Genomic DNA, 19,882 nt, shown 5'->3' with positions numbered 1-19,882 from the left:
CGTCCTATCGGATAAGCTCTAAAATTATTTCGTTCGACGTAAAGAGATCAGGCGACGCAGGTTGCCTGATTTTTTTTGAATAAAGAATAAATTAGTGATCGTTCTCGCAACCTTAACATTGTTTGTTAGCTAACTGGTAGGCTGAGTTAAAATAATGTTAATAACAATATGCCTCTGAGGGCGACGACGATGCCACTAAAAAAATATCTCGGGAGTGACGTCTTGGAAAAAATTTGGTTATCACGCTACCCAGCGGACGTACCGGCGGAAATCGATCCGGATCGCTATTCGTCGTTGATTGAAATGTTTGAAAATAACGTCAGGCGTTATGCCGATCGACCTGCATTTATCAACATGGGTGAGGTGATGACGTTTCGCAAGTTGGAAGAGCGGAGCCGGGCATTTGCGGCTTATCTGCAAAACCAGCTTAAATTGCAGAAAGGCGATCGCGTAGCATTGATGATGCCTAATTTGCTGCAATACCCCGTTGCACTGTTTGGTGTGTTGCGTGCAGGTATGGTGGTTGTCAACGTTAACCCGCTGTATACACCGCGTGAACTGGAGCATCAGCTAAAAGACAGCGGAGCCAGCACGATTGTTATTGTGTCTAACTTTGCGCATACGCTGGAAAAAGTCGTCCATAACACCGCAGTGAAGCACGTCATCCTGACCCGCATGGGTGACCAACTATCTACGGCAAAAGGCACGTTGGTTAATTTCGTCGTGAAATACATTAAGCGGCTGGTGCCTAAATACCATCTTCCTGATGCGATATCCTTCCGTCGCGTGTTACAGGAAGGGCGGCGCCAACAGTACGTTCGACCTGAGATCATCAATAGCGATCTCGCGTTTCTACAATATACCGGCGGCACGACGGGCGTGGCGAAAGGCGCTATGCTCACGCACCGCAATATGCAGGCGAATGTAGCACAGTGTCTTGCTGCTTATGGCCCGGTATTGAGAGAAGGAAATGAATGGGTGGTCACGGCGTTGCCGCTTTACCATATTTTTGCTTTAACGGCTAACTGTCTGCTGTTTTTTGAGTTGGGTGGGCAGAATCTGTTGATCACCAATCCCCGAGATATTCCAGCAGTGGTAAAAGAACTGAAAGCGTATCCTTTTACAGCGATTACGGGCGTCAATACGCTGTTTAATGCACTGTTAAATAATAAAGAATTCCATGAGCTTGATTTCTCAACGTTGCGTCTAGCGGTTGGCGGCGGCGCATCGGTGCAACGGGCGGTAGCGGAACGCTGGGAGAAACTAACGGGTAAACATCTGCTTGAAGGGTATGGGTTAACAGAAAGCTCCCCTCTGGTAGCAGTAAATCCTTACGATCTAAAACAATACAGCGGCAGTATTGGGCTACCTGTGGCATCAACGGATGTCAGAATCATTGACGATAACGGTAACGACGCAGGCCCGGGTGAATCAGGTGAGCTGTGGGTGCGTGGGCCACAGGTGATGTTAGGGTACTGGCAGCAGCCAGCCGCAACGGATGAGGTGTTAAAAGACGGCTGGCTGGCAACAGGTGACATCGTCACTTCTGACGACGAAGGGTTCCTGCGAGTCATCGATCGTAAGAAAGATATGATTCTGGTTTCCGGTTTTAATGTCTATCCGACAGAAATTGAAGATGTTATCAGCCGTCATCCTAAAGTATCCGAGTCGGCGGTGATTGGGGTGGAGAATGAGGTATCCGGTGAGGCAGTGAAAGCCTTTGTAGTCAGACGTGATAACTCGTTAACGAAAGAGGAACTCATCACCCACTGCCGTCGTAACCTAACCGGCTATAAAGTGCCGAAAGAGATCGAATTCTGCGATGATTTACCGAAATCTAACGTTGGGAAAATCCTGCGCCGCGAATTGCGCGATGATAAGAAGGCGAAGAAAGACGCTGCCGCCTGACGATTTTACGCGAAAAACGACTGCCAGAGAGAGGCAGGACGCGATATGATGTTTTCACGCCGGTTTATCCGGCGTTCTTTTTTATAGCGATACGGATTTGCCCCAGAACCGTAAAGTAAAAACAACCAAGAGAATGACGTTTTGAATTATCAGTTGATCACTTCCGACATCGGGTTACAACAGGTTTGCTCTCAGGCGCGACGCTTTCCGCAGGTGGCATTGGACACAGAGTTCGTCAGAACCCGCACGTACTACCCACAATTAGGGTTGATTCAATTGTATGACGGCGAACAGCTTTCACTTATTGACCCGTTAACGATTACAGACTGGGCACCCTTTCAGGCGTTATTACGTGACGAGCAGGTCACTAAATTCCTGCATGCAGGCAGCGAAGATCTAGAAGTGTTTCTCAATACGTTTGGGACATTGCCGACGCCTTTCATTGACACACAGATTCTGGCTGCATTTTTAGGCAAACCGCTTTCTTATGGATTCGCTGCGCTGGTGGCCGACTACATGAACGTGTCGCTGGATAAAAGCGAATCGAGAACAGATTGGCTCGCCCGGCCGCTGAGCGAAAAGCAGTGTGACTACGCCGCCGCCGATGTGTTCTACCTGCTGCCGATGGCGATTCAACTGGTGGCTGATACGGAAGAGGCTGGGTGGATGAATGCCGCGCTGGACGAGTGCCTTCTGCTTTGTCAGCGTAAACAGGATATCTTGGCACCAGCGCTGGCCTATCGTGAATTTGGTAACGCCTGGCAACTGCGTGGACGGAATCTGGCGTGCCTTCAGCGTCTGGCTGAGTGGCGCTTGCGCAAAGCGCGTGAGCGGGACAGCGCGGTGAATTTTGTCGTACGTGAAGAGAATCTCTTACAGGTGGCGCGTTGTCTGCCTACTTCTCTGGGTGAGCTGAGCTCACTGGGGCTGAGTGGGCCTGAGATTCGCTACCACGGGAAAACATTGTTGGATTGTGTTGCGCAGACTGAAGGTATCTCTGACGCGGATTGTCCTCCGCCAGTGATAAATTTGATCGACTATCCCGGCTATAAAAAAGCATTTAAAGATATCAAGGCGTTGGTGCAGCGCGCGAGCGAACAGAGTGGATTATCCGCAGAGTTATTGGCGTCACGTCGCCAAATTAATCGTCTGCTAAACTGGCACTGGAAATTAACTGGGCAGGAGACGAGTATGTCGGAAATGTTGTCCGGCTGGCGCGGCCAGTTATATGGCGATGAACTGCGTGAAATTTTGCAGAGCTATTAATCACTGACAAACGATTATTCTCAATACGCCTTATTTGTTGCGATGATTCAAACATGAAAAGTAGCAAATAGGGTGAGGCGAGAGCGGTAAAAAACAGAATGAGAAATAAAGGACTGTGTAAATATACAGCTTATTCTGAGTGATTCGAGTTTTAGAAAAACGACAAAAGAAAGAATTTCGACGAACTTACTTAAGTCAGTCATTTGGATGACAGATGAGTATATATCCCCTGCCTAAAAGCAGGGGATACTACAGCAGAAAAATCATTTAGGCGTTTCTTCCGCTTCCGGTAATGTAACGTTCAACTCAAGCACGGAAATATCATCTCCTTTTTGCTCAAGTTGAACAGTCACCATCTCAGGATCAATCTGTACATATCGACAGATAACCTCAAGAATGTCTCGCTTTAATTGCGGCAGATAATGGGGTTCACTATCACCCCGGCGTCGCTCCGCGACAATAATTTGCAGCCGTTCCTTGGCAATATTGGCTGTCGTTTTTTTGCGGGACAGAAAGAAGTCCAGTAAAGCCATAATTTATCCCCCAAAAAGTCGTTTAAGGAAACCCTTCTTCTCTTCTTCAATAAAACGGAAAGGACGATCTTCGCCAAGCAAACGCTCAACGGTATCCGCGTAGGCTTTGCCTGCATCGGCTTCAGCATCCAGAATAACGGGTTCGCCCTGGTTAGAGGCGCGGAGTACGGATTGATCTTCAGGAATCACGCCAACCAGTGGAATACGTAGGATTTCAAGAACGTCTTCCATACTCAGCATGTCGCCACGGCTCACCCGACCTGGGTTGTAACGCGTCAGCAGCAAATGTTCTTTGATTGGATCTTCAGAACGTTCCGCACGACGTGATTTCGAAGACAGAATGCCCAGAATACGGTCAGAGTCACGAACGGAAGAAACTTCCGGGTTGGTAGTGATAATCGCTTCGTCGGCGAAATAGAGCGCCATTAGCGCACCCGTTTCAATCCCTGCTGGCGAATCACATACGATAAAATCGAACTCCATATCGCCCAGATCGTTGAGTATTTTTTCAACGCCTTCATGCGTTAACGCATCTTTATCACGTGTTTGTGATGCTGGCAGAATGTAGAGATTGTCCGTTCTCTTATCTTTGATCAACGCCTGATTCAGCGTGGCATCACCCTGAATAACGTTCACGAAGTCATATACTACGCGACGCTCACATCCCATGATCAGGTCGAGGTTACGCAGACCAATGTCAAAATCGATGACAACGGTCTTTTTTCCTTTCTGGGCTAAACCGGTAGCAATGGCCGCGCTTGATGTGGTCTTGCCAACGCCCCCTTTACCCGATGTAACAACAATGATGCGTGCCATAAATGTTTCCTTGGGAGATTCTAGTCTAGAGGTTTTATCGTTAACACATTGTCCAGCTGGTTCAGGTTGATCCGTGCTGGCTGCCCAAAATACGCTTCCGGTATCTGGTCGCTAAGCCAGTAACGACCCGCGATAGAGACCAGTTCTGCGGCCAGATGCGTACAGAATATCTGGCTCTGAACATCACCAGAAACGCCTGCGAGGGCTCGGCCACGCATCATGCCGTAAATATGAATATTGCCGTCGGCAATCACCTCTGCCCCTGCGCTGACGCTGCTTGTGACGATTAAGTCACAGTTCCGGGCGTAAATCTGTTGGCCGGAGCGAACAGGGGTGTTGATGACTTTCGTTTTCACTGCCGCAGGAACGGCGGCGACGGGTTCGACTACCCGGCGTTGTGCTTTACCTTCGCTCAGAAGGGGAAGCCCCGCCTGTGCAATGATTTTCTTTAACGCATCGTCGTTGCATCCACTGACGCCAACGACATGCAGGCCAGTTGACGAAATAGCCTGCTGCAATTTTATCCAGTCGGTTTCCGCTGTTAATGCAGCAACATTAATGACAACGGGGGCATTTTTCAGGAAAGCAGGCGCTTGCTCTATTTTTTCCTGTAGTGCCTGGTAAATTACCTCGGGTTGGGAATCATGCAAATGAACAACCGATAAGGTAAAGCTGCTGCCTTTTAGCTCTATTGGCGTTTGTGACATCTATCCTGACTCAGTTTCAGCATCTTTTAATCCCTAGAGTAACATTTAAGGCATGATATTCCAGAGCGCTGTAAGCATGTTATAGTTACAATTATATACAGGCAAGATGGCATTCCCATCAAATAGAGTAAAAAAAATGTTTTGTGTGATCTATCGAAGTGCGAAACGCGATCAGACCTATCTTTATGTTGAAAAAAAAGACGATTTCTCACGTGTCCCGGAAGAATTAATGAAAAGTTTCGGTGCGCCGCAGTTAGCCATGGTTTTACCGCTGGATGGGCGTAAAAAACTGGCGAATGCCGATATAGAAAAAGTGAAACTTGCGCTACAGGAACAAGGTTTTTATCTGCAAGTACCTCCTCCGGTTGAGAGCTTATTAAACACGCCTGTGTAAGTGTAAAAAAATAATACCAAGGCATACTTTCAGATAAAGCCGCAAACATAATTTGGTGTGGAATATCTCGGCCGTTTGCATGATATTCCGCGCGATAAATATTCACCTTTCGAGTTTTACTCTGTCATAATTTAATAGTTTCCATTTTTGATAGGTTATGACGCCTTCTTCAGACCACGCAATCGCTGGCCTCGCTCTCCTGAAATCTGTTGGGGTAACCCCCGTTGCGATGATATAACGATGGTTTTGCACCATCGTGTTTTTAATATGGCTGTTTTCTTTTTGGGCATGTTTTACGCCACGAAGGCAGCGATAATCCAACAGACAGGGCAGGAGAATACCCATGTATCAACACAGAGACTGGCAGGGCGCGTTGCTTGATTTCCCCGTAAATAAAGTCGTTTGCGTCGGAAGCAACTACTCAGAACACATCAAAGAGATGGGAAATGCGACCCCGAGCGAGCCAGTGTTATTCATTAAACCTGAAACCGCACTGTGTGATTTACGTCAGCCAGTCGCGATTCCTAAAAATCTGGGATCGGTTCACCACGAAGTCGAACTGGCGGTGCTGATCGGGACCCCGTTAAAGCAGGCGAATGAAGAACGCGTCGCCAGAGCCATTGCGGGTTATGGCGTGGCGTTGGATTTGACGCTGCGTGATTTACAGTCCGAATTTAAGAAAGTAGGCCAGCCGTGGGAAAAAGCTAAAGCCTTTGATGGTTCCTGCCCGATCTCCGGTTTTATTCCGGTTGCTGAGTTTGGCGATCCACAGCAAACCGATCTGGGTGTAAAAGTGAATGATGAAGTGCGCCAGCAGGGCAACACGCGTGATATGATTACGCCGATTCTGCCGCTGATTGCCTATATGAGCCGTTTCTTTACGCTACGCGCGGGCGATATTATTTTGACGGGTACGCCAAAAGGGGTCGGACCGATTCTGTCAGGCGATATGCTGACGATTACGGTAAATGACCGGACGCTGAGCACACGTATTATCTAACGCTCTGGCTGCCCGTGTTGAACGACGGGCAGCAACACTTCCCCGCAGTGCCTGCCAGAATCACGCATCTTTTTTACAACGCTATAGATTTACAACAGGAAGAAACATGACTGAACGCCCTTTTTGGCAGCAAAAAACGTTGTCTGAGATGTCTGACGATGAATGGGAGTCGCTGTGCGATGGCTGCGGTCAGTGCTGTTTGCATAAACTGATTGATGAGGATACGGAGGAGATCTACTTTACCAACGTCGCCTGTAATCAACTTAATATTAAAAGCTGCCAGTGCCGTAACTATGAGAAACGTTTCGAGTATGAGCCGGACTGCATCAAGCTGACGCGAGAAAATCTGCTGACGTTTAACTGGCTACCGGCGACTTGTGCCTATCGTCTGGTCCATGAGCGTGAGGATTTACCGCAGTGGCATCCGCTGGTCTGTGGTACCAAGACGGCAATGCATCGTGAGCGTATCTCTGTCCGTCATATTGCCGTGCGCGAAAGTGAGGTGGTGGATTGGCAGGATCATATACTGAATAAACCTGAGTGGGCGCGGTGAGGTGTTGAATTAAAAGAACTTTTGTATCACTTGAATGATGCTTGGGGCATGGATGGGGTATCGTCAGTAACAGTGGTGTTCAAAATGCTCAACTGATCACCGTTGTTGTCACTCATCCATTTTTCGTAAACGTTGTATATCATCCATTCCCATCTACGCCACCTCCTGCGTGGTTAATGCCGCCAGCGTCCGACTTACTGACTCCGCTATCCGAGATTATTTTACTCTCAGAGAGAGACGTGAAACCATCATAAAGCAAGTACTGGGCTACAAGCGTATGTCCGTAAGCAGTGCTTGAATTGCCAAGGGGAAACTATGAGCGTAGCCAAACCGTAGGACGGCAGTACTATTAAAGGCTATCTTAATGGCTGTGATGACAGCATGTGCGGTCTTTTTTATTGCTGCTGGATTATCCCTAGAGCGACTACTCACGTTTGGAGAAATATACATGTCAGCAACATCAGAAGATCGGCTGTTTGGGTTAACTACTTCCGTAGCAGTAAAACCAGCCGTTGCCATTTCAGCAGACTATCACATCACCACATATGGGGAGCAGACAATTGAGTCATCTACCATGACGGGTGATCGCACTATAACAACACAAGCAGGCATGCGAATATTATTAATCAATCAAGACAATCCTATCGATAATGGTATCTGGTTGGCCGGCCCCGCAGCATGGACAAGAGCGCCGGACTTTGGCTGCGCGCGTGATGTTGTGAATGGGACGTTGGTTTTTAATATTTATGGTGACTGCTGGCAAGTCGAGGCAGAAGACCCGATTCAGATCGGCTATAACGCCATCGCATTCAGATCAACGTATCCTTTCTCTGGAGATTTGAATGCGCTGCGTATATCAGGGACATCAATCCCGGGGATGCCTAACCTTTCACTGATGGAAGGGAAGCTTGTTGCTAATGCTAGTGGCCGCCCGGTGAGTGTACTTCCTGAATTTGGCTCTGCCGCTGATGTCATGATTGCGTTTGCTAATCCGATAGGGGCGCAATTAAGTGTCACATCTTCTGGTGACACGGTTCAGGATGAGATCGATACATTAAATAAAATCGTCACTCTGCGTAGTTGTGGCGGCATAGTTGATGGTGTGAGCGATGACAAACTTGCGTTTATTGCGGCCATTGAAAGGTTAAAAGCTATTGGCGGTGGGCAACTGATTATCGGTGGTGTCACCTATCTGAGCGCTGGGTCTTATGACTTGTCAGGCTGCGATAATATTGATATTACTGGTGGGGAAATTTTAGGACCAGAAACACCAGCAAACGGAACTCCATCACTTATTTTTAATGTATTCGGTGAGGAGTCGGATGTTATCAGTACATTCTCTAAAACATACCCCAACCCCTCTGTGAGTGAGTTTACCGAACCTAATGCATTCAACTCAGGTGATATCATTGTCATCTCTAATTATCCCACTGACGTCAGTGACGCATACACACAAGAAACGCCAACATCGCCTCGCGTATACAGCAACGTAAGTGAGTCAAATCTTCGCCAGTATCGCCGGATGGAAATTCTTCAAGTAAGAAAGGCCGATAGCGCTTCATTTAATACGGTACAGAAAACGGTGTACGGCTATGGTTACATCCAAGAGCTGAAGGCAGTTAAAATAAATCCTGTAAAAAATTTCAAAATAAGCTGCTCATTGACGAATGTTTCCGTTTACTTTAAACACTGCGAGGCCCCATCCATTTCAGGAAACGCGCAGTGTGTAAATGCTGCATTTGATACCTGCATTTACTGGAAGTCAGATATTATATCTCGCTCTATAAACTCAGATTGTAGAATTGACACCTTTAATGGTTCTAGAGCAGGGATAGTTTCTGGCATATACACTGGAATGAATGGGCCTGCTGATAACTCTCTGATTAAGATACTTGGTAGTAATGATGTGTCTATATCCAACCCGGCCTGCGTGGGGTCTGACTCTGATACTTCATATACTCATGGGATAATGATTGATACCGAGTTTCCAGAGAACCCTAACGGATACCCTTCACTTCCTTCGGTTAACTGTAGCGGATCATTCATATCTAGCGGGCTAAAGGGAGATTCTCTCTTCCTTACATGTGACCCCTTTGCATCAAAAGTTGTTGGATGCAACATCATGATGTCTGACAAAGACGGTTCACTTCACGTCAAGGGTGCTGATAATTGTCGAGTAAGTGGAATTGGTAAGTCTGTGGCTTTTGAGGCCGGTAGTAACGTTGATATTTCTGGTATGCACAGAGATTACGGTAGTTCTGGAAATTATATGCAACCAATGACCAATCCGAGAAATACATCACAAGTCGTCTCGAGTGACAAAATAATCGGGTTAGATATGGGATTTGAACCCACCATAACGGGTACTACAACAACGGGTTCTATCCATTATGTTAATCGGACCGGTGTTTATAAAATATTAAACAACCGAGTTAACTTCCGCCTGGCATTAGCTTGGAGTGATGCGAGTGGATTTGATGGTGCAATCAGGATTTCACTACCTCCATTTAGCACATCATCTGGAGTTAGAGGAGGGTTTAACATAGGTGAATGGATAGGGTTTGATGTGACCAATGGCATAACCGCTTATGCAGAGCCAGGAACGCAATCCATAGTTATCTCTTCCAACGGTTCAACGCAACTTGGAACGCCAGAAGCTGGCAGGATCGATATTACTGGTGAGTATGAAATTTTCACATCTTGACTTGTGGCAGAAATTCACCGCGTTTAGTCATTTTGTGTCTTACTGCGTCGTATTGATAATTTTTATTTGGTACGGGTTGTTGCCTGGCTGAAACAAGAAGCCCCTCAGTCTGAATCTCTCAGAAGAGGGGCTTTTTATCGGGGGGAGAGTCAGAGCTCATTAGTCATCCCACTTGGGGCTCAGATACGCCGCCAGAAAGCTAAGAAAAAGTATGCCGCCCAATACGGCGATGAAAATATTGATATTACCTAACATCGTTGTTTCTCCTGAATAAATCAATTGCGATAGAAATACCTCATCGGGTGAAAAGTCATTGTTGACCTGCGTATGTACTATAGGCATAAGGGACGTTCTAATGAAGAAAAAACGCTCAGAAAGGGGGTGATGGTTTACATATGGTTGAGGGAGGAAACGCCGTATCACATGCCCCGAACTGAAAAGTTCATCTGCTTTTTGCCCACTACGTCACATTTTCCTTGTGCGAATCATGCTGCCGTTTCCGGCATAAATCGTGACGTGTTGTATAATTTTAGAGCAGTGTAACCAGCAGGAGGGCGAGCATGTGATTAACTTTGAGAAAATCATTCTTGAGTACAGCGAGCAGTACACCGACTTTGCTGCCTCCACGATTGCTTTTATGGAAAGTCAGGAAAAAAAGATCGACGCTGATGAAATATCACGAAGAATCCCGCAGGAAAAGAGGCCTTTTTTTAATGAACGATTAGGCCATTATCGCGATATCTACCGACCACAGCAGTGAGGGTTGGACAGCGTGGAAACAGTTACCAGAAGCCCGACATATCGTCGGGCTTTTCGGTCTATTCCCGTCATACTTCAAGTTGCATGTGCGTTGGCTGCGTTCAAATACTCGGCCCATCGTGGGTCTCGCCCTGAAGGGCCAACGCTTTGCGTTGTTCAAAACGTTAACGTTTTGTCCTGAAACTCGAATTATTTAGGGTATATAATTAACGTTAACGGCTGAAGAGGTCGCGACGTTTGGGACGAAAAGGCTGAGCGATCAATACCAGCGCGGCAATCAACAGATAAGCGACGAAGATGCCAAGCAGCCATTGTGGCATTTCCAGAGAGAGAAATTCCCACTGACGCACTGAGCAATCCCCTGTCGCATTGAAAATGGCCGGGAGCCATTTGTCTAAAGGCAACCATGATGGGAAGCTGACAAAGAAATCACAGGTGGTAAACGGCGACGGATTTAACAAAATATCCGTGTGTTTCCAGGCCAGCTGAACGCCTTCGTAAGAACTGTATATCCATAACGCGATGGCCGGGTAGCGCAACGCTGTTGTTGGTGCGATGGCACCAACAATACCTGCTGCGAAAACGCCCCACAGCGCGCAACGCTGATAAATACACAGCACGCACGGTTTTAATAACATAACATGCTGAAAATAGAGTGCAGTCAATTCCAATGCTAAAGCAGTAAACGCCAGCAGCAGCCACGCACCACGTCCGCGTGAGCAACGATTAAGAAATCGCAACATAAAAATATTCCATGCTAAACATGATTAAAGCAGCAGTGTAAACCGTTCTGGCTTCACTGCCATCATTTCACTGTGCAAAACGTAACGATATGTTTATTTGATGCTTTTCTATCATTTTATGGCGGCGAAAATAGTATTGATAACATCATCAAGACGGAAATTGTCGCCACCGTGATTACTATACACGATCGTGATTATGAGTGGCTGCCTGATATGGTCAAATTTGGCAAAGAAATCCAGTGATTATTCAGCAAAAAGTCAGTAAACGGCACTAGCGTAAACTCAACGCAAAGCAACCCGACCAGCGTCATCACGATGGTATAAGGCAGCGCCATGATCACCATGCGCCCGTAAGACAGTCGGATAAGCGGAGCCAGCGCGGATGTCAGCAGAAATAGAAACGCAGCTTGCCCATTCGGTGTGGCGACAGAAGGCAGGTTGGTGCCGGTATTGATCGCCACGGCGAGTAGCTCAAACTGGGGTAACGAGATTTTGCCGCTCTCAAACGCATTGCGCGCCTCATTGATATAAACCGATCCCACAAAGACGTTATCCGATATCGACGATAGCAGGCCATTGAACAGATAAAACTGCGTCAACTGGGCGCTATCAGAAGATTGCAGGACGTAGTGAATAATTGGTGAGAACAGTTGCTGATCGATAATGACGGCGACGATGGCAAAGAAAACCGTCAGCAACGCGGTAAACGGCATGGCATCCTGAAAGGCTTTACCGATAGCGTGTTCTTCGGTCACGCCGCAGAACGTGGTGGCCAGAATAATCACGGAAAGGCCAATCAGCCCGACCTCGGCCAGATGAAACGCCAGTGCGATGATGAGCCAAACGCCAATTACCGCCTGCACGAACAAACGTACTTTATCCTGCGGTGTACGCTTTTCTGTCATGCCCTTATCGTAATCCTCGAGCACGCGGCGCACGTTGTCCGGCAGATTTACCCCATAGCCGAAGAGCTTGAAGCGTTCGACCAGCACGCAGGTCAAGATGCCGCATATAAAGACGGGCACGGTCACTGGTGACATGCGCAGGAAAAAACTGACGAAATCCCAGCCTGCGCTTTTCGCAATAATCAGGTTCTGCGGTTCGCCGACCATCGTCATCACTCCGCCCAGCGCCGTACCGACGCCTGCGTGCATCATCAAACTACGTAGAAATGCACGGAATTGGTCCAGCGTACGATGATGTTCCTCGTTGCTTAATGCACTGTCATCACTGATATCGGCTTCATCTTCACCCTGTTGAGAGGCGAAACGGTGATAAATACCATAAAACCCGATAGCAACACTGATAATGACGGCAATCACCGTCAACGCATCTAAAAAGGCGGAGAGGAACGCCGCAGCCATACAGAAAGCGAGAGAGAGCAGGGTTTTGGAATGGATGCGCAGCAGCAGTTTGGTAAACACAAATAGCAGCAGTTGCTTCATGAAATAGATGCCTGCCACCATAAACACTAACAGCATGAGAACTTCAATGTTCCCAGTGACTTCATGCCATACCTGCTGCGGACTGGTCATACCGATGAGTATCGCCTGTAGTGCCAGCAGACCACCAGGCTGTAGCGGATAACATTTCAGCGCCATGCCGAGCGTAAAAATAAACTCCACGACCAATAACCAACCGGCCCAAAACGGGCTAACAAAATAAAACAGCAATGGATTAATCAGTAAGAAACCAAAAATAGTCAGTTTGTACCAGTCTGGCGCGTATCCCAGGAAGTTTTTTAGCAGCGCACGGTGGAAGGGCATGGCGATCATAATGGGAGTGGAATCCTTATTCGTTATAATAGCTTGATGGTTTTTATCATATAGTAAAAACTTTACAAACGGTCACAAGTCTACCGCTCTACGCTGTGAAAGGGCGGTTTGCAGTCACAATTTTTCATTGAAATGGTCCGGTGCCTGAGTACGGCGCTATATCATGATTCTTTCGTCTGGTATTATGATTCGGCTTTTTTCGGCAATCACCGCTACGGATTATCAAACACATGGTTATAAAGGCGCAAAGTCCGGCTGGATTCGCGGAAGAATACATTATCGAAAGTATATGGAATAACCGTTTTCCTCCTGGCACTATTTTGCCCGCGGAAAGAGAGCTTTCCGAACTGATCGGCGTGACCCGTACTACCCTGCGTGAAGTGCTGCAGCGCTTAGCCCGTGATGGCTGGCTGACGATACAGCACGGGAAACCGACAAAGATTAACAATTTTTGGGAAACCTCCGGTCTCAATATTCTGGAAACGTTGGCTCGACTCGATCACGATAGCGTGCCGCAACTGATCGACAACTTGCTTGCTGTGCGAACTAACATTGCCGCAATCTTTATTCGGACGGCATTACGCCAGCACCCGGAAAAGGTGCGTGATGTGTTGACTCAGGCAAACGCGGTGGACGACAGTGCAGAAGCTTTTGCGCAACTTGACTACAATGTGTTCCGTGGTTTGGCTTTTGCCTCCGGCAACCCGATCTATGGTCTGATTCTGAATGGCCTGAAAGGGTTGTATATTCGCGTAGGGCGATACTATTTTTCCAACCCGGAAGCCCGCAAACTGGCCGTGAATTTTTATGGTCGGTTGGAAACATTACGTAGCGAAGAGCTATACGATCAAGTCATGGATGTCGTCAGACATTATGGCAAAGAAAGTGGGGCGATCTGGCACAGTATGCAGAGCGCCATCCCGCGAGATATCGCGGAAGTGCGCCGCTAAGTCGTTATTCGCTTCATGGTGAAAACATGAAAAGGGGATTCAGGTATTCTGAATCCCCTTTGTCTTTTATCGGCGAGACTGTTCACCTGTGTAACTGCATTCTGCTATGTAGATGCAGCCCCGTTACGCGGTGGGCAGCGCTCAATGAGTTCAATGCTCCCATCTGAGTTAGCCTGCTCCAGATAAACGTCAAACCCCCACAGGCGATGCACGTGTTTCAACACTTCCTGACTACTTTTATCCAATGGTGCGCGGTTATGTGGAACATAGCGTAGCGTCAGCGCTCGATTGCCGCGCAAATCCACGTTCCAGACCTGAATATTCGGCTCCAGATGACTCAGGTTGTACTGTGCGGATAGCTCCTGACGAATCAAACGATAGCCTTCCTCGTCATGAATCGCGGCAATTTCCAGATAGTTGTTTCGGTCATCGTCCAGCACGGTAAAGAGCCGGAAGTCACGCATCAATTTAGGCGACAAGAACTGGCTGATGAAGCTCTCGTCTTTAAAATTCTGCATCGCGAAATGCAGTGTATCGAGCCAGTCTTTACCTGCAATGTCGGGGAACCAGTAGCGATCTTCATCCGTCGGCGACTGACAAATACGTTTAATGTCCTGAAACATCGCGAAACCCAGCGCATACGGGTTGATGCCGCTGTAATACGGGCTGTTATACGGCGGCTGATAGATCACATTGGTATGGCTGTGCAGGAACTCCAGCATGAAGCGCTCAGATACACGGCCTTCATCATAGAGATGGTTCAGGATGGTGTAGTGCCAGAAGGTGGCCCAACCTTCATTCATCACCTGAGTTTGCTTCTGCGGATAAAAATACTGGCTGACTTTCCGCACAATGCGTAAAACCTCTCGCTGCCAAGGTTCCAGCAGCGGTGCATTTTTCTCCATAAAGTAGAGTAGGTTTTCCTGCGGCTCTTGCGGAAAGCGTCTCGCTTGTTCCGGTGCGGCACCTTGTTCGCGGCGCGGTAAGGTTTTCCAGAGATCGTTTACCTGACTTTGTAGATAAGCCTCACGACTTTTCTGGCGAGATTTTTCCTCTTCGAGCGAGATTTTCTGCGGACGCTTGTAGCGGTCAACGCCATAGTTCATCAGTGCGTGGCAGGAATCTAGCAGTCGTTCTACTTCGTCCACGCCATAACGCTCTTCACATTGCGCGATATATTGTCGCGCAAAGAGAAGGTAATCGACGATGGAGCTGGCATCAGTCCAACTGCGGAACAGATAGTTGCCTTTGAAGAAGGAATTGTGTCCGTAGCAGGCGTGAGCCATGACGAGTGCCTGCATCGGCAGCGTGTTCTCTTCCATCAGGTACGCGATACAGGGATCGGAGTTAATAACGATTTCGTATGCTAACCCCTGCTGCCCATGTTTGTAACGTTGCTCGGTTTCAATAAATTTCTTCCCGAACGACCAGTGGGAATAGTTGATCGGCATACCTATGCTGGAATAGGCGTCCATCATTTGTTCTGAGGTGATTACTTCAATCTGGTGAGGATAGGTTGCCAGACGATATAACTTGGCTACCCGATCAATCTCATCGAGATAAACCTGCAATAACTCAAATGTCCAGTCCGGTCCATCACTCAGGCGAAGTGTTTTTTTTACCTGATTATCCGTTGATATAGCCATCAGCGCGCCCCCTAACATAACAAGCCTGTACGTGAGATCCCGTTTACTGCCTTCCCGCTGGCTCCTGTCAAAAAATCATCGTGGTTCATTTAGTTATAGCTGAGCTTTGGACACGCGGCAATTGACGAATTGACCGTATTCGATGGATAAGACGTGCTGATGGGATAAAAAAGAAGTGTCTATCAATAGGGAAGTGCGCTCCCCTGAGAGAGCGCAACATACCCTCTGAACTAGGGGCGTTGATACCGTTTTAACAGCGCCTGAATATCGTTGAGACGAGAGACGGCAACCGTGGATAGCTTCTCTTTCGAAACGTTGCGATCGAGCGAGATACAATCCTTCCACAGAGAGCGTCCTGCAATCACGCCAGAGGCACCATTTTTCAACGCGCTCTCTACCTGAGGGAGAAAGGTGGTGTGATCGACGCCCGCAGACAAAACGGCCCAGGGTATTTCACCGCAGAGTGTGGTCACACGCGCACAGGCTTCATCCGATCCTGGATAAGGTATCTTCAAGACTTTTGCGCCTTGATCGATACAGGCCTGACAGCCCGCTGGAATGAGTTCGGGCAAGAGGCGGGTATAGGCTTCGCGAGATTCATTTTCCAGAGAATAGGTCAGAAATTCGACGACGAGCAGTAAATCCTCCTGCGCAAAGTCCTGAATCACGGTACGCAGTGTTGCAAGGTTACGCGTATTGGCCTCTGGGATATCCGGGCGAAGGTAGATCATGATTTTCCCACCAGTAGCACCCCATTCGCGTACTTTACGTGCTGTTACACCTTCAACCATTGTGGAGATCCGGTAGCCTTCCGGGCTCGTTTCCCAGCCTGAAGCATCAAGGCCGATAAGCAGGCCGGTATCGCGAGGCAAGATATTTTCGTCTATCAGACCCGGTATGGCGCAGATCGGATCGACCAATACACAGCCCGCCTCAGCCGCCAGATAGCGAGTGATGTCATATTTTGTTTTTCCTAATGTTTCATTGGTAATCGCAGCCTGCGCATCAGATGTCGGTGCTAATAACGTTCGCATACCACCACGTTGATCGCAGGCAATAACCATCATGGCGCCCGTCGCGTTACAAATTAATTGATATCCCCGGTGCTCAGCTGTTGTCATGGTGTTCATGATAATTACCTCATAAAAATTAATGTAAATAAGCGATTAATCCAGGTGTGTTTTGATCCATTGAATTAATTCCTGATGATTAATTTCCTTATCCTGATCAACCGTGTAACACTCTCCAATACGCATTGGCTGTGCCTGATGTGCGAGTGAAATTAATTCCGGTAGATACTCATCACCGGGATGACCCTTTATTCTTTCATTCATTCTGGCTTGATAGCGTTCTGCCACTCGCTCAGAGGAGATGGCATTCCATATTTCAATCGGTTTCTTGATATCACATGATGTCAGATATTCCTGTAATACTGTTTTTTCGCGAAAGCCAAACCAGGCATCAAGAATAAGAATGCTATTATTAGGTGCCTGTCTAACGATGTTAAACATAGCCTGATACGCGGCGTACCCCAGTTTTCTATTTAACGCTCTATCGATGATGTCGCAGAACTGCACCATGAACGGTTCTTTTATTTCATCCAAACTTAACTGTGTGAGATTCAACTCGTCAGCGATAATACGCGCTACCGTGCTTTTCCCTGATGCGGGAATACCATTTACCAAAATAATTTTTTTCATAATACCCCGACAATATCATCTGACGTGGTGGCACATCGAATACGAGAGAGTATGTCGTCCTGTTCTAATAGATTGACGATTGAGGCGATGCCTTCTGTAATATGTGCATCACTGTTAACACCACCGAACATAATGATAATATCCACGGGTTCACTTCCCTGAATAGAGAGCGGCGTGTGTAACGTCAGTAAACTGAAACAATTCTCAATAACGCCGCACTCAGGGCGTGCATGTGGAATAGCGATACCTTCATCAAAGACATAATAAGGGCCGTACTCCTTCGTGCTTCCTATCACCGCAATCGGATAGTCCTCCGTAATACACCCCGCGCTGATTAATGGTTGCGCGGCACAATAAATAGCCTCTTCCCATGTCTTGCATATCACGCCGAGCTGAATGCAATTGTGCTGTAAAAGGAAATTTTTTATGCTCATAAAACCTCATATATTTTTCCGAATGGTGTTTCTGAGTTCATCGATCTGAATGAAAATTGTATCAACACGATCCCGATAATCAGGATGGGAAGAAAATAATTGAATGGCCTGATTGTATTTAATCATTAACGTTTTTTGCGTTTCACTGTGGGTTGGATCTTGTGCTAAACGAGATTCAAGTTCCGCTAATTCTTCCTCAATTTCCCTAACGCGATTGTCATCCGTATTATCACTGCGGCCGGAAGAGGGACCCGGAAATAAAAAACGTTTGATTAGAGAAAACATAGTGGCTCCTTAGCAATTTACCCCATGACATTAATGACGACAGGCCATACGATAGGTTTATGCGCTATTGCGATAGTTTACGATTCGCAATAAAAGCAATGAATGCAACGAACGCGACAAATGCGGCGACAAATAACCAGTCTTGCTGGAAGGCATGTCCTAATATCAGGCCTGTACCGATGACATCAGAATCACTGAAGGTGACACCGGTAAATCCGAAGACTTCCAGTAATGGCACCAGAATGGCGGGCAATAAGGTAATGAAAAGACCATGGACCACACCGCCGATGACAGCGCCACGCCGTCCTCCCATTGCATTACCGAAAATACCCGCTGTTCCGCCTGCAAAGAAGTTGGTCAGTAAACCTGGCAAAATCATCGCCAATCCAAACATTGGGAAAATCAGCATTCCCAGAATGGAGCCGACTGTGGTGGCGAGGAAACCCACAATCACGGCGTTGGGCGCATAAGGGAAGAGCACCGGGCAATCCAACGCAGGTTTAGCGTTAGGCACCAGACGCATGGCGATACCTCTAAATGCGGGAACCAACTCATTAAGCAGCAGACGCACCCCGCTGTAGAGAACGAAAACGCCCGCCACAAACTGCATAGATTGCATGAAGGAATACATTAGATAGTTAACGCCGTTGGCATATTGCGCGATATATGCCGGTCCCGCAGCCACGGCGGGGATGAGGTACATCGGCACCATAACGACGGCCATCGAGAGGTAGGTATCCTGCAAGAATTTGAAGTTATCGGGCAGCGTTAAATCTTCTGTGGATTTAGAGTTTTTACCGACTAGCCGTGCGACGGCGGCCTGCACGAGATACCCGATGGTACAAAAATGCCCCAGCGCAACATCATCGGAATTTGTGATTTTGCGGACAATCGGCTGCGCTAGCGCAGGCATCAGCACGGCCATAATGCCGCCAAAGATACCCCCGGTTAGGATCAACGTCGCACCGGTCAAGCCCGATTTATAACCGATCACGGTACCGATTGTTGCCATCCACAGCAGAGCCTGCCCGGTCAGGAAGATATATTTAAAGGGGGTAATTCGCGCAATCAGGATGTTGACGGCAAAGATCACCATGAGCGTCAACGCGACTTCAGATCCGAGTTCACGATTCGCCAGTCCGGCAATAGCGGCGACATCGGTGATGTAGCCTTTCATGCCAAAACCTTGGGTAAAGATACTGTTCAAATACGTCAGGGTATCGACGATGATGTTAATCCCCGCCATCATGATGAGGAAACCAAGCAGTGTCTTGAACGTCCCCTCTGCAATTTTTCCTACCGATTTCTTCTGCAAAATCAATCCGATCATGGCGATCAGCGCGATTAATATGGATGCCTGGCCTAATAAATCTTTCACAATGAAATTGATAACGGTGTTCATTTTTCACCTCATGCTATTTATGAGCCTGGATATAGGCTAAAATTTTTTCTTCTATTTCATCTTTGTCGGTAAGTTTATTAAGAATGATGACCCTTTTTTTCTCATCTTCACTGGCATCACTATTCAGGATGTCAGCAAATATTTTCTGGGTTAGGATGACGTCATAATTAAATGCAGAGGCTTCTGAAATCGTGGTGTGATTGATTTCTGCATCGATGCCCAATTTTTTTAGTACGGATTTGGCGCTCATTTCGATAGCGAAACTGGAACCTAATCCACAGCCGCAAACGCAAAGTACTTTCAACAT

General features: G+C 47.5%; 22 protein-coding genes. 9 read left to right on the top strand and 13 right to left on the bottom strand.

Annotated elements, in window-relative coordinates; genetic code table 11:
• Positions 1-222: 222 nt before the first annotated feature.
• Complete coding sequence (gene fadD, locus CLR69_RS05565; RefSeq protein ID WP_129711291.1) at positions 223-1,908, top strand: long-chain-fatty-acid--CoA ligase FadD; 1,686 nt, start codon at positions 223-225, stop codon at positions 1,906-1,908.
• Positions 1,909-2,049: 141 nt separating this feature from the next.
• Positions 2,050-3,174 (top strand): ribonuclease D, encoded by a 1,125-nt coding sequence (rnd, locus tag CLR69_RS05560; protein ID WP_129707712.1) that lies wholly within the window; start codon positions 2,050-2,052, stop codon positions 3,172-3,174.
• A gap of 263 nt (positions 3,175-3,437) precedes the next feature.
• Here the strand turns inward: rnd and minE are convergent, their stop codons facing one another.
• The 3 genes from minE to minC are packed head-to-tail and all read right to left on the bottom strand — an operon-like array spanning position 3,438 to position 5,230.
• The gene (minE, locus tag CLR69_RS05555) at positions 3,438-3,707 is read right to left on the bottom strand and encodes a cell division topological specificity factor MinE (protein ID WP_005968801.1); all 270 of its coding nucleotides are present in this window, start codon (positions 3,705-3,707) and stop codon (positions 3,438-3,440) included.
• Between the two features lie 3 nt (positions 3,708-3,710).
• On the bottom strand, positions 3,711-4,523 hold the full coding sequence (gene minD / locus CLR69_RS05550) for a septum site-determining protein MinD (RefSeq protein ID WP_129707714.1): 813 nt from the start codon (positions 4,521-4,523) through the stop codon (positions 3,711-3,713).
• A 20-nt stretch (positions 4,524-4,543) separates the two neighbouring features.
• Positions 4,544-5,230 carry a septum site-determining protein MinC gene (gene minC / locus CLR69_RS05545; protein ID WP_129711290.1) on the bottom strand — a complete coding sequence of 229 codons (687 nt, stop codon included), beginning with the start codon at positions 5,228-5,230 and terminating at the stop codon, positions 4,544-4,546.
• Between the two features lie 136 nt (positions 5,231-5,366).
• On the opposite strand from minC, the gene CLR69_RS05540 reads away from it, so the two are divergent.
• The 5 genes from CLR69_RS05540 (at position 5,367) to CLR69_RS05515 (ending at position 9,881) form a co-directional block, all read left to right on the top strand.
• The gene (locus tag CLR69_RS05540; RefSeq protein ID WP_039275085.1) at positions 5,367-5,624 is read left to right on the top strand and encodes a YcgL domain-containing protein; all 258 of its coding nucleotides are present in this window, start codon (positions 5,367-5,369) and stop codon (positions 5,622-5,624) included.
• A gap of 343 nt (positions 5,625-5,967) precedes the next feature.
• Complete coding sequence (locus CLR69_RS05535; protein WP_129707717.1) at positions 5,968-6,624, top strand: fumarylacetoacetate hydrolase family protein; 657 nt, start codon at positions 5,968-5,970, stop codon at positions 6,622-6,624.
• A gap of 106 nt (positions 6,625-6,730) precedes the next feature.
• Positions 6,731-7,177, top strand: a complete 447-nt coding sequence (locus CLR69_RS05530; RefSeq protein ID WP_014699866.1) for a YcgN family cysteine cluster protein — start codon at positions 6,731-6,733, stop codon at positions 7,175-7,177.
• Between the two features lie 208 nt (positions 7,178-7,385).
• Positions 7,386-7,475 carry a hypothetical protein gene (locus CLR69_RS23390; RefSeq protein ID WP_395303118.1) on the top strand — a complete coding sequence of 30 codons (90 nt, stop codon included), beginning with the start codon at positions 7,386-7,388 and terminating at the stop codon, positions 7,473-7,475.
• Positions 7,476-7,541: 66 nt separating this feature from the next.
• Positions 7,542-9,881 (top strand): hypothetical protein, encoded by a 2,340-nt coding sequence (locus tag CLR69_RS05515; RefSeq protein ID WP_129707723.1) that lies wholly within the window; start codon positions 7,542-7,544, stop codon positions 9,879-9,881.
• 159 nt (positions 9,882-10,040) lie between these two features.
• On the opposite strand, the gene mgtS is transcribed toward CLR69_RS05515, so the two are convergent.
• Positions 10,041-10,136 carry a protein MgtS gene (gene mgtS, locus CLR69_RS22840; RefSeq protein ID WP_005968788.1) on the bottom strand — a complete coding sequence of 32 codons (96 nt, stop codon included), beginning with the start codon at positions 10,134-10,136 and terminating at the stop codon, positions 10,041-10,043.
• Between the two features lie 307 nt (positions 10,137-10,443).
• Here mgtS and CLR69_RS05510 point away from each other — a divergent pair, with 307 nt between their 5' ends.
• The gene (locus CLR69_RS05510) at positions 10,444-10,641 is read left to right on the top strand and encodes a DNA polymerase III subunit theta (protein WP_010275471.1); all 198 of its coding nucleotides are present in this window, start codon (positions 10,444-10,446) and stop codon (positions 10,639-10,641) included.
• Between the two features lie 211 nt (positions 10,642-10,852).
• Here CLR69_RS05510 and dsbB read toward each other — a convergent pair whose 3' ends face one another.
• The gene (gene dsbB / locus CLR69_RS05505; RefSeq protein ID WP_129707725.1) at positions 10,853-11,383 is read right to left on the bottom strand and encodes a disulfide bond formation protein DsbB; all 531 of its coding nucleotides are present in this window, start codon (positions 11,381-11,383) and stop codon (positions 10,853-10,855) included.
• 194 nt (positions 11,384-11,577) lie between these two features.
• A complete protein-coding gene (gene nhaB, locus CLR69_RS05500; RefSeq protein WP_129711289.1) occupies positions 11,578-13,158 on the bottom strand; it encodes a sodium/proton antiporter NhaB in 1,581 nt (526 codons plus the stop codon).
• Between the two features lie 230 nt (positions 13,159-13,388).
• Between nhaB and fadR the strand changes: the two genes are divergently transcribed.
• Positions 13,389-14,108, top strand: coding sequence for a fatty acid metabolism transcriptional regulator FadR (gene fadR / locus CLR69_RS05495; RefSeq protein WP_129707728.1), 720 nt, complete (start codon positions 13,389-13,391; stop codon positions 14,106-14,108).
• 104 nt (positions 14,109-14,212) lie between these two features.
• Here fadR and CLR69_RS05490 read toward each other — a convergent pair whose 3' ends face one another.
• The 7 genes from CLR69_RS05490 to CLR69_RS05460 form a co-directional block, all read right to left on the bottom strand.
• Positions 14,213-15,754, bottom strand: a complete 1,542-nt coding sequence (locus tag CLR69_RS05490; RefSeq protein WP_129707739.1) for a SpoVR family protein — start codon at positions 15,752-15,754, stop codon at positions 14,213-14,215.
• A gap of 230 nt (positions 15,755-15,984) precedes the next feature.
• On the bottom strand, positions 15,985-16,884 hold the full coding sequence (locus tag CLR69_RS05485; protein ID WP_129711288.1) for a tagatose-bisphosphate aldolase: 900 nt from the start codon (positions 16,882-16,884) through the stop codon (positions 15,985-15,987).
• 36 nt (positions 16,885-16,920) lie between these two features.
• A complete protein-coding gene (locus tag CLR69_RS05480) occupies positions 16,921-17,454 on the bottom strand; it encodes an AAA family ATPase (protein WP_129707742.1) in 534 nt (177 codons plus the stop codon).
• Positions 17,451-17,888: a PTS sugar transporter subunit IIA gene (locus tag CLR69_RS05475; protein WP_129707744.1), complete on the bottom strand. Its 438-nt coding sequence runs from the start codon at positions 17,886-17,888 to the stop codon at positions 17,451-17,453. Before CLR69_RS05475 ends, CLR69_RS05480 begins: the two co-directional genes overlap by 4 nt.
• Positions 17,889-17,894: 6 nt before the next feature.
• Complete coding sequence (locus CLR69_RS05470) at positions 17,895-18,173, bottom strand: hypothetical protein (protein ID WP_129707746.1); 279 nt, start codon at positions 18,171-18,173, stop codon at positions 17,895-17,897.
• A gap of 64 nt (positions 18,174-18,237) precedes the next feature.
• Positions 18,238-19,575, bottom strand: a complete 1,338-nt coding sequence (locus tag CLR69_RS05465) for a PTS sugar transporter subunit IIC (protein ID WP_129707748.1) — start codon at positions 19,573-19,575, stop codon at positions 18,238-18,240.
• Between the two features lie 13 nt (positions 19,576-19,588).
• Positions 19,589-19,882 (bottom strand): PTS sugar transporter subunit IIB, encoded by a 294-nt coding sequence (locus CLR69_RS05460; RefSeq protein WP_011093910.1) that lies wholly within the window; start codon positions 19,880-19,882, stop codon positions 19,589-19,591.

This window comes from Pectobacterium zantedeschiae (assembly GCF_004137795.1).
Lineage (GTDB): Bacteria > Pseudomonadota > Gammaproteobacteria > Enterobacterales > Enterobacteriaceae > Pectobacterium > Pectobacterium zantedeschiae.
The sequence above is the reverse complement of the archived record's forward strand: the minus strand, read 5'-3'. Positions and strand labels throughout refer to the sequence as shown.

Coding starts and splice junctions, on each gene's coding strand:
- minE (WP_005968801.1), bottom strand. CDS start 3,707: ATGGCTTTACTGGACTTCTTTCTGTCCCGCAAAAAAACGACAGCCAAT.
- minD (WP_129707714.1), bottom strand. CDS start 4,523: ATGGCACGCATCATTGTTGTTACATCGGGTAAAGGGGGCGTTGGCAAG.
- minC (WP_129711290.1), bottom strand. CDS start 5,230: ATGTCACAAACGCCAATAGAGCTAAAAGGCAGCAGCTTTACCTTATCG.
- CLR69_RS05540 (WP_039275085.1), top strand. CDS start 5,367: ATGTTTTGTGTGATCTATCGAAGTGCGAAACGCGATCAGACCTATCTT.
- CLR69_RS05535 (WP_129707717.1), top strand. CDS start 5,968: ATGTATCAACACAGAGACTGGCAGGGCGCGTTGCTTGATTTCCCCGTA.
- CLR69_RS05530 (WP_014699866.1), top strand. CDS start 6,731: ATGACTGAACGCCCTTTTTGGCAGCAAAAAACGTTGTCTGAGATGTCT.
- CLR69_RS05515 (WP_129707723.1), top strand. CDS start 7,542: ATGGCTGTGATGACAGCATGTGCGGTCTTTTTTATTGCTGCTGGATTA.
- mgtS (WP_005968788.1), bottom strand. CDS start 10,136: ATGTTAGGTAATATCAATATTTTCATCGCCGTATTGGGCGGCATACTT.
- dsbB (WP_129707725.1), bottom strand. CDS start 11,383: ATGTTGCGATTTCTTAATCGTTGCTCACGCGGACGTGGTGCGTGGCTG.
- nhaB (WP_129711289.1), bottom strand. CDS start 13,158: ATGATCGCCATGCCCTTCCACCGTGCGCTGCTAAAAAACTTCCTGGGA.
- fadR (WP_129707728.1), top strand. CDS start 13,389: ATGGTTATAAAGGCGCAAAGTCCGGCTGGATTCGCGGAAGAATACATT.
- CLR69_RS05490 (WP_129707739.1), bottom strand. CDS start 15,754: ATGGCTATATCAACGGATAATCAGGTAAAAAAAACACTTCGCCTGAGT.
- CLR69_RS05485 (WP_129711288.1), bottom strand. CDS start 16,884: ATGAACACCATGACAACAGCTGAGCACCGGGGATATCAATTAATTTGT.
- CLR69_RS05480 (WP_129707742.1), bottom strand. CDS start 17,454: ATGAAAAAAATTATTTTGGTAAATGGTATTCCCGCATCAGGGAAAAGC.
- CLR69_RS05475 (WP_129707744.1), bottom strand. CDS start 17,888: ATGAGCATAAAAAATTTCCTTTTACAGCACAATTGCATTCAGCTCGGC.
- CLR69_RS05470 (WP_129707746.1), bottom strand. CDS start 18,173: ATGTTTTCTCTAATCAAACGTTTTTTATTTCCGGGTCCCTCTTCCGGC.
- CLR69_RS05465 (WP_129707748.1), bottom strand. CDS start 19,575: ATGAACACCGTTATCAATTTCATTGTGAAAGATTTATTAGGCCAGGCA.
- CLR69_RS05460 (WP_011093910.1), bottom strand. CDS start 19,882: ATGTTGAAAGTACTTTGCGTTTGCGGCTGTGGATTAGGTTCCAGTTTC.